15 protein-coding genes and 1 pseudogene are annotated in these 11,949 nt (G+C 72.3%); 5 read left to right on the forward strand and 11 right to left on the reverse strand.

Annotation, left to right across the window (positions count from 1 at the left end):
• The first annotated feature begins 177 nt into the window (after nucleotides 1-177).
• The 3 genes from N6H00_RS24885 (at nucleotide 178) to N6H00_RS24895 (ending at nucleotide 4,123) form a co-directional block, all read left to right on the forward strand.
• Nucleotides 178-966 carry an ABC transporter ATP-binding protein gene (locus N6H00_RS24885; RefSeq protein ID WP_268974046.1) on the forward strand — a complete coding sequence of 263 codons (789 nt, stop codon included), beginning with the start codon at nucleotides 178-180 and terminating at the stop codon, nucleotides 964-966.
• Nucleotides 963-3,533, forward strand: a complete 2,571-nt coding sequence (locus N6H00_RS24890) for an ABC transporter permease (protein ID WP_268974047.1) — start codon at nucleotides 963-965, stop codon at nucleotides 3,531-3,533. The genes N6H00_RS24885 and N6H00_RS24890 overlap by 4 nt, the downstream gene beginning before the upstream one ends.
• A 188-nt stretch (nucleotides 3,534-3,721) precedes the next feature.
• The gene (locus N6H00_RS24895; RefSeq protein ID WP_268974048.1) at nucleotides 3,722-4,123 is read left to right on the forward strand and encodes a VOC family protein; all 402 of its coding nucleotides are present in this window, start codon (nucleotides 3,722-3,724) and stop codon (nucleotides 4,121-4,123) included.
• A gap of 74 nt (nucleotides 4,124-4,197) precedes the next feature.
• On the opposite strand, the pseudogene N6H00_RS24900 reads toward N6H00_RS24895, so the two are convergent.
• Nucleotides 4,198-5,165 (reverse strand): annotated as a pseudogene (locus tag N6H00_RS24900) (DNA-3-methyladenine glycosylase 2 family protein).
• A 354-nt stretch (nucleotides 5,166-5,519) separates the two neighbouring features.
• On the reverse strand, nucleotides 5,520-5,903 hold the full coding sequence (locus N6H00_RS24905) for a VOC family protein (RefSeq protein WP_268974050.1): 384 nt from the start codon (nucleotides 5,901-5,903) through the stop codon (nucleotides 5,520-5,522).
• 78 nt (nucleotides 5,904-5,981) lie between these two features.
• Here N6H00_RS24905 and N6H00_RS24910 point away from each other — a divergent pair, with 78 nt between their 5' ends.
• On the forward strand, nucleotides 5,982-6,443 hold the full coding sequence (locus N6H00_RS24910; RefSeq protein ID WP_268974051.1) for a MarR family winged helix-turn-helix transcriptional regulator: 462 nt from the start codon (nucleotides 5,982-5,984) through the stop codon (nucleotides 6,441-6,443).
• Nucleotides 6,444-6,463: 20 nt separating this feature from the next.
• On the opposite strand, the gene N6H00_RS24915 is transcribed toward N6H00_RS24910, so the two are convergent.
• The 8 genes from N6H00_RS24915 to gvpO all read right to left on the reverse strand — a co-directional run bounded on the left by N6H00_RS24915 (nucleotide 6,464) and on the right by gvpO (nucleotide 10,187).
• Complete coding sequence (locus N6H00_RS24915) at nucleotides 6,464-6,778, reverse strand: gas vesicle protein K (protein WP_268974052.1); 315 nt, start codon at nucleotides 6,776-6,778, stop codon at nucleotides 6,464-6,466.
• Nucleotides 6,775-7,071, reverse strand: a complete 297-nt coding sequence (locus N6H00_RS24920) for a gas vesicle protein (protein ID WP_268974053.1) — start codon at nucleotides 7,069-7,071, stop codon at nucleotides 6,775-6,777. Before N6H00_RS24920 ends, N6H00_RS24915 begins: the two co-directional genes overlap by 4 nt.
• Nucleotides 7,068-7,937, reverse strand: coding sequence for a GvpL/GvpF family gas vesicle protein (locus N6H00_RS24925; protein ID WP_268974054.1), 870 nt, complete (start codon nucleotides 7,935-7,937; stop codon nucleotides 7,068-7,070). Before N6H00_RS24925 ends, N6H00_RS24920 begins: the two co-directional genes overlap by 4 nt.
• Nucleotides 7,934-8,305, reverse strand: a complete 372-nt coding sequence (locus tag N6H00_RS24930; RefSeq protein WP_268974055.1) for a gas vesicle protein — start codon at nucleotides 8,303-8,305, stop codon at nucleotides 7,934-7,936. The genes N6H00_RS24925 and N6H00_RS24930 overlap by 4 nt, the downstream gene beginning before the upstream one ends.
• Complete coding sequence (locus tag N6H00_RS24935; protein WP_268974056.1) at nucleotides 8,298-8,567, reverse strand: gas vesicle protein GvpG; 270 nt, start codon at nucleotides 8,565-8,567, stop codon at nucleotides 8,298-8,300. The genes N6H00_RS24930 and N6H00_RS24935 overlap by 8 nt, the downstream gene beginning before the upstream one ends.
• 1 nt (nucleotide 8,568) lies before the next feature.
• Nucleotides 8,569-9,297 carry a GvpL/GvpF family gas vesicle protein gene (locus N6H00_RS24940; RefSeq protein ID WP_268974057.1) on the reverse strand — a complete coding sequence of 243 codons (729 nt, stop codon included), beginning with the start codon at nucleotides 9,295-9,297 and terminating at the stop codon, nucleotides 8,569-8,571.
• 3 nt (nucleotides 9,298-9,300) lie between these two features.
• On the reverse strand, nucleotides 9,301-9,780 hold the full coding sequence (gvpJ, locus tag N6H00_RS24945; protein WP_268974058.1) for a gas vesicle protein GvpJ: 480 nt from the start codon (nucleotides 9,778-9,780) through the stop codon (nucleotides 9,301-9,303).
• A gap of 95 nt (nucleotides 9,781-9,875) precedes the next feature.
• Nucleotides 9,876-10,187 (reverse strand): gas vesicle protein GvpO, encoded by a 312-nt coding sequence (gene gvpO / locus N6H00_RS24950; protein ID WP_268974059.1) that lies wholly within the window; start codon nucleotides 10,185-10,187, stop codon nucleotides 9,876-9,878.
• Nucleotides 10,188-10,361: 174 nt separating this feature from the next.
• On the opposite strand from gvpO, the gene N6H00_RS24955 reads away from it, so the two are divergent.
• Nucleotides 10,362-10,706 carry a hypothetical protein gene (locus N6H00_RS24955; RefSeq protein WP_268974060.1) on the forward strand — a complete coding sequence of 115 codons (345 nt, stop codon included), beginning with the start codon at nucleotides 10,362-10,364 and terminating at the stop codon, nucleotides 10,704-10,706.
• A 16-nt stretch (nucleotides 10,707-10,722) separates the two neighbouring features.
• Here N6H00_RS24955 and N6H00_RS24960 read toward each other — a convergent pair whose 3' ends face one another.
• Nucleotides 10,723-11,901 (reverse strand): UDP-N-acetylglucosamine--N-acetylmuramyl-(pentapeptide) pyrophosphoryl-undecaprenol N-acetylglucosamine transferase, encoded by a 1,179-nt coding sequence (locus tag N6H00_RS24960; protein ID WP_268974061.1) that lies wholly within the window; start codon nucleotides 11,899-11,901, stop codon nucleotides 10,723-10,725.
• Between the last annotated feature and the right edge of the window lie 48 nt (nucleotides 11,902-11,949).

Genomic DNA, 11,949 nt, shown 5'->3' on the forward strand with positions numbered 1-11,949 from the left:
TGAGGAGCCCGCCGTGCCCGCTTCATAGGGTTGCTACGGGCTGCGCGACCGAGGGGGTGGGGCCGGCCCTACCGCGGAGAGGGAGTCCTTCCCCATCGCGGAGGTTCCCGGATCGGGTCAGGATGAAATCCACGATCGGGAACCGAGATCGCCGATCGGACACGAAGGAGAACGACCGTGACAACGGCTGTATCGATTCCCAAGACCGGGGGCAGCGGAGGACATACGGCCGTCGCCGCCCGCGCACGCCAGGTCGTCAAGGCGTACGGCTCCGGTGAGACCCGGGTGGTCGCGCTGGACCATGTGGACGTGGACATCGCCCGCGGGCGGTTCACCGCGATCATGGGCCCGTCCGGCTCCGGCAAGTCGACCCTGATGCACTGCCTGGCGGGTCTGGACACCGTCAGCTCCGGACAGATCTTCATCGACGAGACCGAGATCACCGGGCTGAAGGACAAGAAGCTCACCAAGCTGCGCCGGGACCGGATCGGCTTCATCTTCCAGGCGTTCAACCTGCTGCCGACGCTCAGCGCGATCGAGAACATCACGCTGCCCATGGACATCGCGGGCCGTAAGCCCGAGCGGGCCTGGCTGGACCGGGTGGTGGAGACCGTCGGCCTGGCCGGCCGGCTCAAGCACCGTCCCAGCCAGCTCTCCGGCGGTCAGCAGCAGCGCGTGGCGGTGGCCCGCGCGCTGGCCGCCCGCCCCGAGATCATCTTCGGTGACGAGCCGACCGGGAACCTGGACTCGCGGGCCGGCGCCGAGGTGCTGGGCTTCCTCAAGCGGTCCGTGGACGAGCTGGGCCAGACGATCGTGATGGTCACCCATGACCCGGTCGCCGCCTCCTACGCCAACCGTGTGCTGTACCTGGCCGATGGCCGGATCGTCGATGAGATGGACAACCCGACGGCCGATCTGGTGCTGGAGCGCATGAAGAGCTTTGACGCGCGTGGACGGGTGTCATGACCGTTCTGAAGACCTCGCTGCGCAACTTCGTCGCCCACAAGGGGCGGATGGCGCTGTCCGCGATCGCCGTGCTGCTGTCGGTGGCGTTCGTCTGCGGCACGCTTGTCTTCACCGACACCACCAACGCCACGTTCGACAAGCTCTTCGCGAGCACGGCCTCCGATGTCACGGTCAGCCCGAAGGGCGTCAGCGACAACGACACCCGGCAGGGCCGGATCCGTACCCTGCCCGGTGCGGAGCTGGCGCGGCTTCAGAAGGTCGACGGCGTGAAGTCGGTGACGGGGGATGCCACCAGCCAGTCGATCACCGTCGCGGACCGGAACGACAACAACATCGGCGCGGACTCCGGTGCCCCGACCATCGGCACCAACTGGGACCCGACCGAGAAGCGTTCGGTGAAGATCACCTCGGGCCATGCGCCGCGCGGCCCGACGGAGGTGATGGTCGACGCCGACACCGCCAAGAACAAGAAGCTGAAGCTGGGCGATGAGGTGCGGGTCATCGCCATCCCCGGCGAGTTCCGCGCGAAGATCGTCGGCATTGCCACCTTCCAGGTGACCAACCCGGGCGCCGCGTTCCTCTACACCGACACCGACACCGCGCAGCGCAAGCTGCTGGGGGCCGCCGGGGTGTACTCCAGCTACGCGGTCACCGCCCAGCCGGGCGTCAGCCACGACCAGCTGAAGAAGAGCGTCGTGGCCGACCTCGGCACCGGGGTGAAGGTGCAGACGAAGGCCGAGGCCAGCAAGGAGGCCGAGGACGACATCAGCTCCTTCCTGGACGTCATGAAGTACGCGATGCTCGGCTTCGCCGGGATCGCGGTCCTGGTCGGCATCTTCCTGATCGTCAACACCTTCTCGATGCTGGTCGCCCAGCGCACCCGGGAGATCGGCCTGATGCGCGCGATCGGCTCCAGCCGGCGGCAGATCAACCGGTCGGTGCTGATCGAGGCGCTGCTGCTGGGCGTCGTCGGCTCGATCCTGGGCGTGTTCGGCGGTATCGGTCTCGCGGTCGGCCTGATGAAGATCATGGGCAGTGCGGGGCTGCATCTGAGCACCGACCAGCTGACGGTGAAGCCCACCACGCCCGTCGTCGGCCTCGCCATCGGCATCGTCGTCACCGTCATCGCCGCGTACATCCCCGCCCGCCGGGCCGGGAAGATCTCCCCGATGGCGGCCCTGCGGGACGCGGGCACCCCGGCGGACATCAAGGCCGGACGGATTCGTGGCGCGATCGGCACGCTGCTCACCGCGGCCGGTGCGGCGGCCCTGGTGGTCGCGGGGAACGCGGACAAGGCGGCCGACGGCTCGATGTTCCTGGGCCTGGGCGTGGTGCTGACCCTCATCGGCTTCATCGTGATCGGCCCCCTGCTGGCCGGTCTGGTGGTCCGCGCGCTGGCCGCCGTCATCCTGCGGATCTTCGGCCCGGTCGGCCGGCTGGCCGAGCGCAACGCGCTGCGCAACCCGCGCCGCACCGGCGCCACCGGCGCGGCCCTGATGATCGGCCTCGCGCTGGTCGCGTGCCTGTCGGTGGTGGGCTCCTCCATGGTCGCCTCGGCCACCGATGAGCTGGACAAGTCGGTGGGCGCGGACTTCATCATCGGCTCCGACACGGGCCAGCCGATCACCCAGGGGATCGAGCGGGCGGCGCACCGGGCGAAGGGCCTGACGCACATCAGCGACGTCAAGATGATCGAGAAGGCCAGGCTCACGCTGCCGGACGGCAAGACGGTCACCAAGGACCTCTCGGCCGCCGACCCGACGTACGCGGAGGACCTGCGCACCCCGGTGGTCTCGGGCGACCTGTCCGCCGCGTACGGCCGGGACGCCATGTCGGTGCCGGAGGGCTTGGCCAAGGACCACAAGGTGAAGCCGGGCGACACCGTGACCGTCGCCTTCCGGGACGGCCGGACCGCCAAGCTCACCGTCGCCGCGATCACCTCGGACGACGTCACCCTCGACAAGGGCGCGCTGTACCTGAACATCACCACCGTCGAGCGCTATGTCCCCGCCAAGCTGATGCCGGCGGACAGCTTGATGCTGGCGCAGGCCGAGGACGGCCAGGAGGAGGCGGCGTACGCCTCTCTCAAGGCGCAGCTGCACCACTACCCGTCGGTGACGGTGCGCGACCAGACCGATTACAAGAAGGAGGTCAAGGACCAGGTCGGTCAGCTGCTCAACCTGGTCTACGGGCTGCTGGCGCTCGCGATCATCGTGGCCGTCCTCGGGGTGGTGAACACCCTGGCCCTGTCGGTCGTCGAGCGGACCCGGGAGATCGGCCTGATGCGCGCCATCGGTCTCTCCCGCCGCCAGATGCGCCGCATGATCCGTCTGGAGTCCGTGGTGATCGCGCTCTTCGGCGCGCTGCTGGGCCTGGGGCTCGGCATGGGCTGGGGCGCCACGGCCCAGAAGCTGCTGGCCCTGGAGGGTCTGAAGACCCTGGAGATCCCGTGGCCGACGATCATCACGGTCTTCATCGGCTCCGCCGTGGTGGGTCTGGTCGCGGCGCTGATCCCGGCCTTCCGGGCGGCCCGGATGAATGTGCTGAACGCGATCGCCACGGAGTAGCGACCGGGGCGGGGCGAGGGACGAGGTCTGCTGCCCCTCCACGGGGGAGGGGCAGCAGACCGGCCGGTCCGGTGCGCGGCGGGGGTGCGCACCGGACCGGCGTTGTTCGCTCCGGGGCGGGGCCGATGAGTTTTGGGGCGCCCGCCGGTCTCAACAGGTGCAACCCATCACCACGCAGGGAGTTCACCATGACCGAGACCGCCAAGGGCGGCATCCGCTTCTCCGAGGTGGGACGGATCACCGTCACCGTCACCGACCAGGACCGGGCACTGGACTTCTACGTCGGCACGCTCGGCTTCGACAAGCGCGCGGACATCCCGTTCGGCGACGGCCACCGCTGGATCGAGGTGGGCCCGGCGGGCGCCCCCACCGGGATCTCACTCGTCCTCCCGCGCGAGGGCGGCCAGCGGCCGGGCTACGAGACCGGCATCATCCTCACCTCCGAGGACATCGACGCCGATCACGCGGCCCTGCGCGCGCGGGGTGTCGACACCGACCCGGAGGTCCAGCGCTGGGGCGCCCCGGTGCCGCCGATGTTCAGCTTCCGGGACGTGGACGGCAATGTGCTGATGGTCGTCGGGAACGACTGACCGCACCGGTGCTGGTGTTGGCCACCGCTGGGGAGCCGGTCCGCGCACGGGGGCGGACCGGCTCTTCGGTGCGGTTACGACGGGCCGATGCGCGCGGCGCGGGCGCGGAGCAGCAGCGCGACCCAGCTGCGGTAGGGCTTCCAGCGGTCGGCGATCTGGGCCAGCCGGCGCGGGTCGCCGGAGTGGGACGCGGCGGAGCGGGGTGCGCCGGAGCGGGTGGCGCCAGAGCTGGGGGCGCCTGAGCCGGTGGCGCCGGAACTCGTGGCGGCGAGGCCGTACGCGTTCGCCATGGCCGCGTGCAGCCGCGGTTCGTGACGCGGGAAGACGTCGGGGTGCCCGGCGCCCCGGATGAGGATGAGCTCGGCGGAGAACGGGCCGATGCCGGGAAGGGTGCGCAGCGCCGCGAGGGCGTCGTCCACCGGCATCGCGCGCAGCCGTGCGGCGTCGAGCTCGCCGGCGTCGGCCGCCTCGGCCAGTGCGTGCAGCCGCTCGATCTTCACCTCGGTGAGGCCGGGGGCGCGGGTGATCGTGCGCAGGGCCGGTGGGGTGGGGAAGGCGTACAGGGTCCGGCCCTCGACCTGGACGCACCGTCCGTGCCGCTCGGCGAGACGGGCCTTGATGGCGGCGGCCTGGGTCATGCGGATGCGGTGGCCGATGATCGCCCAGGCGGCGGCCTCGTAGGGCGAGTGGAAGCACACCGGCCGCAGCCCCGGATAGTCCGCCATGAGCCCGGCCACCACGGGGTCGGCGGCGGCGAGTCCGGGGAAGCCGCTTCCGTCGACGTCGAGGGAGAGAATCCGGGCGAGCTGCGCCCGAACGGCCCCGCCGGGCCCGGCGGCCCGGCCGAACCCGTCGCCGGTCCCGCCAGTCCCGGCCTCCCCGGCTCGGCCGGTCCCGTCCCTGCCGGGTCCGGAGCCATCCGCCCGGCCGGTCCTGCTGGTTTCGCCGTACCTGTCGGACCCGCCCGTGTCACCGGCTTGGCCGAACCTGTCGGCTTGGCTGGTCCCGGCCTCGCCGGGCCCGGAGTCGTTCGCCCCGCCAATGCCGCCGGGCCCGCCGGGCCCGCCGAACGTGCCGGTCCTGCCGGACCAGCCGGGCCCGCCGGCCCCGTCGGCCCCGCCGGGCCCCGGGCCCGTCAGGGAGTCGCCCAGGGGGCCGGGGCCGGGGCCGGGGTGCACGGTGAACTCGGCCCGGACCCTGCCCGCCGCTCCCCCTGCCGTCTCCTCCTGCCGCACCGCGACGGCCACCGTCGAGTGGCCGTCGTCGGCGGGGAAGGCCAGGCGGAGCACGCCGTCCGCCTCGCCCTGGTAGCTCGCCGGGGTGAAGTCCTCCAGGAAGCGCACGCTCGCCGCGAGCGAGAAGGGGCCGGACGGGGTGAGGACGACGGTGGTCACGATCAGCCTCCGTGCACGGTGAGGGCGTAGCCCTCGGGGCCGGTGAAGGTGAACGTGCGGCCGAAGGGGCTGTCCTGGGGCGGGCTGACGATGGGCACCCCGGCGGCGGCGAGCCGGTCGTGCAGCGCCTGGGCGTCCGTGGTGCGGAACCACAGGGCCACCCCGAGGCCGGGCCGCGCGATGGCGTCGAGATCCACACCCGGCAGCGGCTCGCGGACGGCGAACGGGATCGGTTCGGTGGCGAACACCACCGCACCGGGCGGCGAGGCCGGTGCCCGCCGCAGTCCGAGGTGGGTTTCGCAGAAGGCGGCCGCCGCCTCGACGTCGCGTACCTGGAGGGCGATGAAGTCGGGGCCGTCGATGGTGGTGGGCGCGGTGGTGGTCATGTACGGGTCCTCCCTAGTGTCAGGACTTTGACATTGCCGGACTGTACGCATGACCCCTGCCTATGTCAAAATCCTGACATGGAAAGCCGGAAGTCCGTGCCCTTGCCGCACCCCGCCGAGGACGTCACCGAACACGTGGGATACCGCCTCAAACGCGCCGCCGCGGCGCTGCGCGGCGCCATGGACAAGGCGCTGCGCGAGCATGGTCTGACGGTGCCGCAGTACTCCTGCCTGGAACTCCTCGACCAGCGGCCCGGCCTGTCCAACGCCGAGCTGGCCCGCTCCACGTTCGTCACCCGGCAGTCCATGAACGTCGTCCTGCGTGGCCTCCAGGACGCGGACCTCATCTCCCGGCCCGCCACCACCGACCACGGCCGGGCCCTGCCCGCGCACCTCACCGCCCAGGGCCGCGAACGCCTCGACGCGGCCCGGTCCGCCGTCTACGCCATCGAGACCACGATGATCGACGCCCTCTCGCCACGGCGCCTGGCCGCCCTCCTCGCCGACCTCGACCGCATGGCGGAAGCCCTCGACGGCTGACCGGTGCGGCCGACCCGGCCTCAGTCGCGGGGGAGCAGGGTGCCCAGGGGGCCGAGGTCCAGGTTGAGGTCCTCCGGCGTCAGGCCGTGCTGGTCGCACAGCTCCGTCATGCGCTGGTCGAGCAGCATCAGCGTGGTGCCGATGCGCTCGATCTGGTCGTCGGTGAGGCCGCCCGCGTCGATACGGCGGATGGCCTGGCGTTCCATCAGCTGACGGAGGAGTTCGACGACCGTCAGGACGAGGGCCACGAGGTCACGGCCGACCGCGTCACGGTCGATGTCCATGCGGGAGACGCGGGAGGCGGGGGAGACGCGGGAGGGGGACGGCTCGGTCATAGCGGGCCGCTGTCGGTCCACGGGGCCTGGACCCGTTCGTTGACCGAGGAGAGGAGGGCGTGCAGGGAGAGGCGGACGAGAGGGACCTCGGCGATCGCGATGACCAGATCGCCGGTGATGACGACACCGGTGGCCAGCACCCGGTCCAGGAGGTCCACGAGGGGGACGCCGAGCGGTCCGAGGGCCTCGGCGGGGGTGGTTCCCCAGTCGGGGGCCTCTTCGCGGGCGGTGGCGGCGGGGGTCGATTCCCACCGCGCCTTCGCCGGAGCGGCGTCCCAGGCTGCCCTGGTCATGGGGCCGTCCCTCCGTCGGCGATTCCTCCGTCGGCGAAGGAATAGGGCGCCCACGGGCCGGAGAGCTCGATCTGGACGTCCGTCTCGTCGCGGCGCAACGACGCGAGAGCGGCGTGCAGTTCGCGCTCCCGGCCCAGGTCGAGGAGGTAGGCCGCGTTCAGTACATGGGTACGGTGGGCCCCCGTCACCTCGGCGCCGTGCGGGCGCAGTCGGCGCGCGGCCACGGCGAGACCCCGGACGACGGTGTCCACCCGCTCGGCGGCCCGCAGCGCCAGGGTGTGGCGCTGTTCGCGGTTCCGTTGCCGGGTGCGGACGCGGTCCAGGTAGGCCCGGCCGCTGCCGGGGCCGCCCGCCGAAGCGGTCTCCGAAGAGGTCTCCGAAGCGGCCTCGGAAGCGGTCTTCGGGCCGGGTGGCGGTCCCGTGGGGGCGTAGACCTTGACGCCCCATTCGGCCCGGCCCGCGATCCGGTCGAGCGCGCTCAGGAAGGACGTCTGCCGCTCGCCCAGCGCCTCGCGGACCCGGCCGTCGTCGAGGTAGAGCGTGGCCAGCGGCAGCGGAACGGTGGGCGCGAGCGCCGCCGCCGCCGTGATCACCGCGTGGTGGGCGCGGGCACAGCGCTCCAGCTCATCGCGGTCGGCCAGCCGCTGCCGCAGCGCCGCCTCGCCGAACCCGGCCGCCGGTACGTCCTGGACCACGGCGGTGAGCGGGCCTGCCGCGAGCGTACGGACGGGGGCGCCGGTGCCGGCCCCGGGGAGTCCGGGGAGTTTCGCCAACGGGTCCAACGCGTCCAACGCGGTGCCGGTGAGGTCGCCGCCGCGGCAGACAGCGAAGGCGTAGACGAGAGCGGGGGGTTCGGGCGGGGTCATGCGTCGCCGCCCTTCTCGGCGGCCGCGGCGCCGATCGCGCATCGCTCATCGGAGTCCATGCGCGACTCCAGCGTGTGGAGGCGTTCGCGCAGCTGGGCGTTCTCCTGGGCGAGGGCGTCGCGGGCGGCGCGCGAGGAGAGGGCGGGATCGGTTTCCCACCAGTCGATGCCGGCCCTGCGGGCGGTGTCCACGGAGGAGACGAACAACCGCAGCCGGATGGTGAGCAGTTCGATGTCCAGCAGGTCGATCTTGATGTCCCCGGCGATCACGATGCCCTTGTCCAGTACGCGTTCCAGTACCTCGGCGAGGTCGCAGGAGCGCGGGCCGGTGATGGGGGGAGGGGGCTGGACCAGGTCGCGTTCAGTCACGGCGTCTCACCCTTGTCGTTCCTCCGCGGACTTCTGGTTCCGAGCGTTCCAGCAGGTCCAGCAGCCGGTCCTCCTCCCGGTCGAACTCCTCGGGGCCGATCGCCCCCGACTCCAGGGCCTCGTTCAGCGCGGCGAGCCGGGCGCGTACCACCGACGGATGGCACAGCTCCTCCTCCGCGACGTCCCTGACGCGCTCCGCGACCCACACCACCCCCCGCACCGGCGCCAGCGGGAAGAGCACGACCTGACTGAGCACGCCCATGTCAGGCCCGGCCTTCCGCGAAGCTGTAGCAGGGCAGCGGTCCGGTGAGCCGCAGCTCGACCCGGTCGCGGTGGCCGGCCGCCAAGCGCTCCACCGCGCCGTGGAACCGCCGTTCCGCGCGCCGGTCCAGCAGGAAGGAGACGTTGAGCACGCAGCCCTCGACCTCCGGGCCGTACGCCTTGGCCTCCGCCACGGTGGACAGTTCCGCGAGCACCGCGGCCGCGGCGGCCGCCGCTCTGCGCCGCAGCCCGCGCGCCACGGCCTCGCCGAGCCGCACGCTGGCCTCGTAGCCAGGAGCCCTGCGCGCGGCCGTGCGCAACCGGCTCACCTCGGGGTCCTCCCGTACCAGCGAGCCCAGATCGGTTTCGGTGGGCAGCGCCTTGAGGTTCATCTCGACCCGCCCGTCGACGCGTTCGAGCGCGGCCAGGCAGTCGTTCCGCGAGGACAGCAACTGCCGCCGCACCGACTCCTCGTCAGGCGCGACCATCCCGAAGCGCATCGGCAGCACCGGCCCGTCCCTCCCCAGCGCCAGGGCCAGGTCCTGGTGGGCGAGGAGGTCGCGCCGCTTGGCGCGCAGCCGGGCGGGAGCGTCGCTGATCACCGCCGCCAGCGCACCGGCCCGGAGGGTACGGACCGGGGCGGGCCGCTCGCCGACCCCGGTGCGGCCGGGCGGCACCGGGTGGTCGGCGCGGACGACGCCGTAGACGTACACGCTCCGGGGCGCGGTCATGGCTCAGTCCTCCTCGGAACGGCGGCGGGTGCGGGCGGTGGTGGCGGTGCGCCGCCGGGGACGGCTCTCTCGCTCCTCGGCTTCCTCGTCCTCGCTCTCGCCCTCGTCATCGACCCCGACGGCCCTTTTGACCTTCTCCCCGACGCCGCCCACCGCCTTCTTGGCCTTCTTCTTGGCGAGGCCGGTGGCCATCCCCCCGGCCGGGCTCCCGCCGCCCGACATGCCGCCCAGCAGTTCGGGAACGGTTTTGCTGCGGTCGAATTCGAGGTCCAGGCGGTTGCAGGCTTCGGCGAAGCGGAGGTAGGTGTCCACGCTGGCGACCACGATGCGGGCGTCAATCTTCAGGATCTCGATGCCCACGAGGGAGACCCGGATGAAGACGTCGATCACCATGCCGCGGTCGAGGATGAGTTCCAGGGCGTCGTAGAGGGTGCCGGTCCGCTGAATGCAGACGACTTCTTCGGTGTACGTGCCAGCGGGCATGTCGGGGCGTCCTTTCGGCAGTCGTCTCGGCGTCGGCTCAGCGGTCGGCTCAGCAGTCGGCTGAGCGGTCGGCTGAGCATCGGCTCGACGTCGGCTCAGCAGTCGTCGGCCGCGCCGCGCCGGTAGCGGCGGACCCTCCGGTACTCCTGGAGTTCGCCCCGCTGGTCGATGTGCACCTCGTAGGTGGCCAGCAGGCTGGTGGTGTCGGGGATCCGGGCGACCTCCAGGACGTCCACGCTGACGACCCAGCCGTCCTCATTGCGGGTCACACCGCAGACACCCTCGGGCTCATGGACGATCAGTGAGGCGAGCTGTTCGCACGCGTGCCGGGCGGCCTCCTCCGGCCTGGGCGGCCGCGGCCGGGGGCTCGTCTTGGTGGGCGACGGGCGCCGTTCTCGCTCTGCCATGTGCATCAGTGTGGCCACATGGCAGGTGCGCCCGCCTGTTGTGAGCGGCCGGACGAGGCAAGCCCGCCCGGCTCCCCGGGCTCGCTCGCCCCCTAGGCCCCCTTGGCCTCGTCTCGCTCCTCCGCGCTGAGCGAGGACCACAGTCGCTCGCTCGCGCAGTGCGTGTGGTCCGCCATGCCGGACCACACGCAACCGGCCTTCGCCCCGTGGCACCGGCCGCTGCCGCTCACCGAGCGCCTGGGCCGCGAGATCCTGACTCTCCCGTTCCACCAGCACCTCACGGAGACGGACACCGGGCGCGTCGCCGACGAGCTCCGGGCCGTCCTCACCGCCGGGGGGCGGCCGATGACCGTCCGGCCGCGGCGGCTGCTGACGGTGTGCCTGGGGAACCACTGCCGCTCACCGCTCGCCGCGCTCATCCTCGGCGAACTCAGCGGCCCGGCCGTAGAGTCCACTCGGCCGGCACGCAAGTGGGTCGGCCGCCCGGCACACGCGCAGATGGCGACCAGACGGACATGACCGGGCCCTGACCGGATCAGCCGCCGGACGCGACGGACAGGAGCACGTCCACGAGCCTGTCCGCCGCGTCCGGCCGTCCGTGCGCCCGAGCAGCCTCCGCCATCCCCGCACGCCGCGCCGGGTCGGTCAGCAGCGGCCCGAGGGCCTTCTGCAGCCGGGCCGCAGTGACCTCTCCCTCCAACGCGACGGCGGCGCCCGCCTCCTCGAGGTGCCGGGCATTGTGCGCCTGCTCGTTCCCCGCCGAGGACGCGAGCGGTACGAACACGGCCGGCTTCCCGAGGGCGGTGAGTTCTGCGAGGGTGCCGGCGCCGCTGCGGGAGACCACGACGTCAGCGAGGGCCAGGACGTCGGGGAGTTCCGGGCCGATGAACCCGGTGAGGTAGTACCGGCCGGCGAGTTGCGGCGGGAGGCCGGCCGCGGTCGCACGGAGCGCATCGACGTTCGCCGGTCCGCACTGGTGCACGACGTTCGCGCGCTCCAGAAGCCACGGGAGCGCGTCCGCGATGACGCCATTGATCTGCTGGGCGCCCTGCGCGCCGCCGGTCACGTACAGCGTCGGGAGCCGCCGGTCGAAGCCGGTCAGCCCGAGCGTGGTGACGGCCTTCTCCGCATGGCCGGTCAGCACTTCCGGGCGGACCGGGTTCCCGGTGACGACGGCCGCGGACCGTACGGCCTCCGGGAGGAGCGGCAACGTCGACTCCGACGACACGGCGATGCGCGCCGCCGAGCCGGCCAACTTCCGGTTGGCCAGCCCGAGCCGTACGGTCTGCTCGTGCAGCACGAGCGGACGCTTGCACATCCGTGCCGCCAGTCCGGCCGGGACGGCGACGTACCCGCCGGTCGCCAGCACGACGTTCGGCCGGAAGTCCGACACGATCTTGCGAGCCTGGGCGACCCCGAGCGGCACCCGCGCCATGTCCTTGACGTTCGCCGGGGACACCATCTTGAGCGGGTTCGCCGACCGGCGGATCTTGCCCGTCGCGACCGTTGTGAAGGCGATGCCCTCGGCGGGCGCGACGCGGGCCTCCAGACCGTCGGGCGTGCCGATCCAGAGGACATCGAGCGCGCGGCCGTCGGCCGCCAGCCGGGCCTGCAAGCTGCGGACCGCGGTGAGCGCGGGGTAGGTGTGGCCGCCGGTACCTCCTCCCGTGACGATGAGACGGAAGGGGGTCGGCAGACGGGAAGGTTCATTCACCCAGCGCAGACTACTGGCTACCACAGGTAATAGGTCAGTGTTTCCCCA

Source organism: Streptomyces sp. S465, from assembly GCF_026898115.1.
Classification (GTDB): Bacteria; Actinomycetota; Actinomycetes; order Streptomycetales; family Streptomycetaceae; genus Streptomyces; species Streptomyces luomodiensis.

Coding starts and splice junctions, on each gene's coding strand:
- N6H00_RS24935 (WP_268974056.1), bottom strand. CDS start 8,567: ATGGGCGTGCTCAGTCAGGTCGTGCTCTTCCCGCTGGCGCCGGTGCGG.
- N6H00_RS24910 (WP_268974051.1), top strand. CDS start 5,982: ATGGAAAGCCGGAAGTCCGTGCCCTTGCCGCACCCCGCCGAGGACGTC.
- N6H00_RS24890 (WP_268974047.1), top strand. CDS start 963: ATGACCGTTCTGAAGACCTCGCTGCGCAACTTCGTCGCCCACAAGGGG.
- N6H00_RS24905 (WP_268974050.1), bottom strand. CDS start 5,903: ATGACCACCACCGCGCCCACCACCATCGACGGCCCCGACTTCATCGCC.
- N6H00_RS24920 (WP_268974053.1), bottom strand. CDS start 7,071: ATGACCAGGGCAGCCTGGGACGCCGCTCCGGCGAAGGCGCGGTGGGAA.
- gvpO (WP_268974059.1), bottom strand. CDS start 10,187: ATGGCAGAGCGAGAACGGCGCCCGTCGCCCACCAAGACGAGCCCCCGG.
- N6H00_RS24925 (WP_268974054.1), bottom strand. CDS start 7,937: ATGACCCCGCCCGAACCCCCCGCTCTCGTCTACGCCTTCGCTGTCTGC.
- N6H00_RS24915 (WP_268974052.1), bottom strand. CDS start 6,778: ATGACCGAGCCGTCCCCCTCCCGCGTCTCCCCCGCCTCCCGCGTCTCC.
- N6H00_RS24955 (WP_268974060.1), top strand. CDS start 10,362: ATGCCGGACCACACGCAACCGGCCTTCGCCCCGTGGCACCGGCCGCTG.
- N6H00_RS24940 (WP_268974057.1), bottom strand. CDS start 9,297: ATGACCGCGCCCCGGAGCGTGTACGTCTACGGCGTCGTCCGCGCCGAC.
- gvpJ (WP_268974058.1), bottom strand. CDS start 9,780: ATGCCCGCTGGCACGTACACCGAAGAAGTCGTCTGCATTCAGCGGACC.
- N6H00_RS24895 (WP_268974048.1), top strand. CDS start 3,722: ATGACCGAGACCGCCAAGGGCGGCATCCGCTTCTCCGAGGTGGGACGG.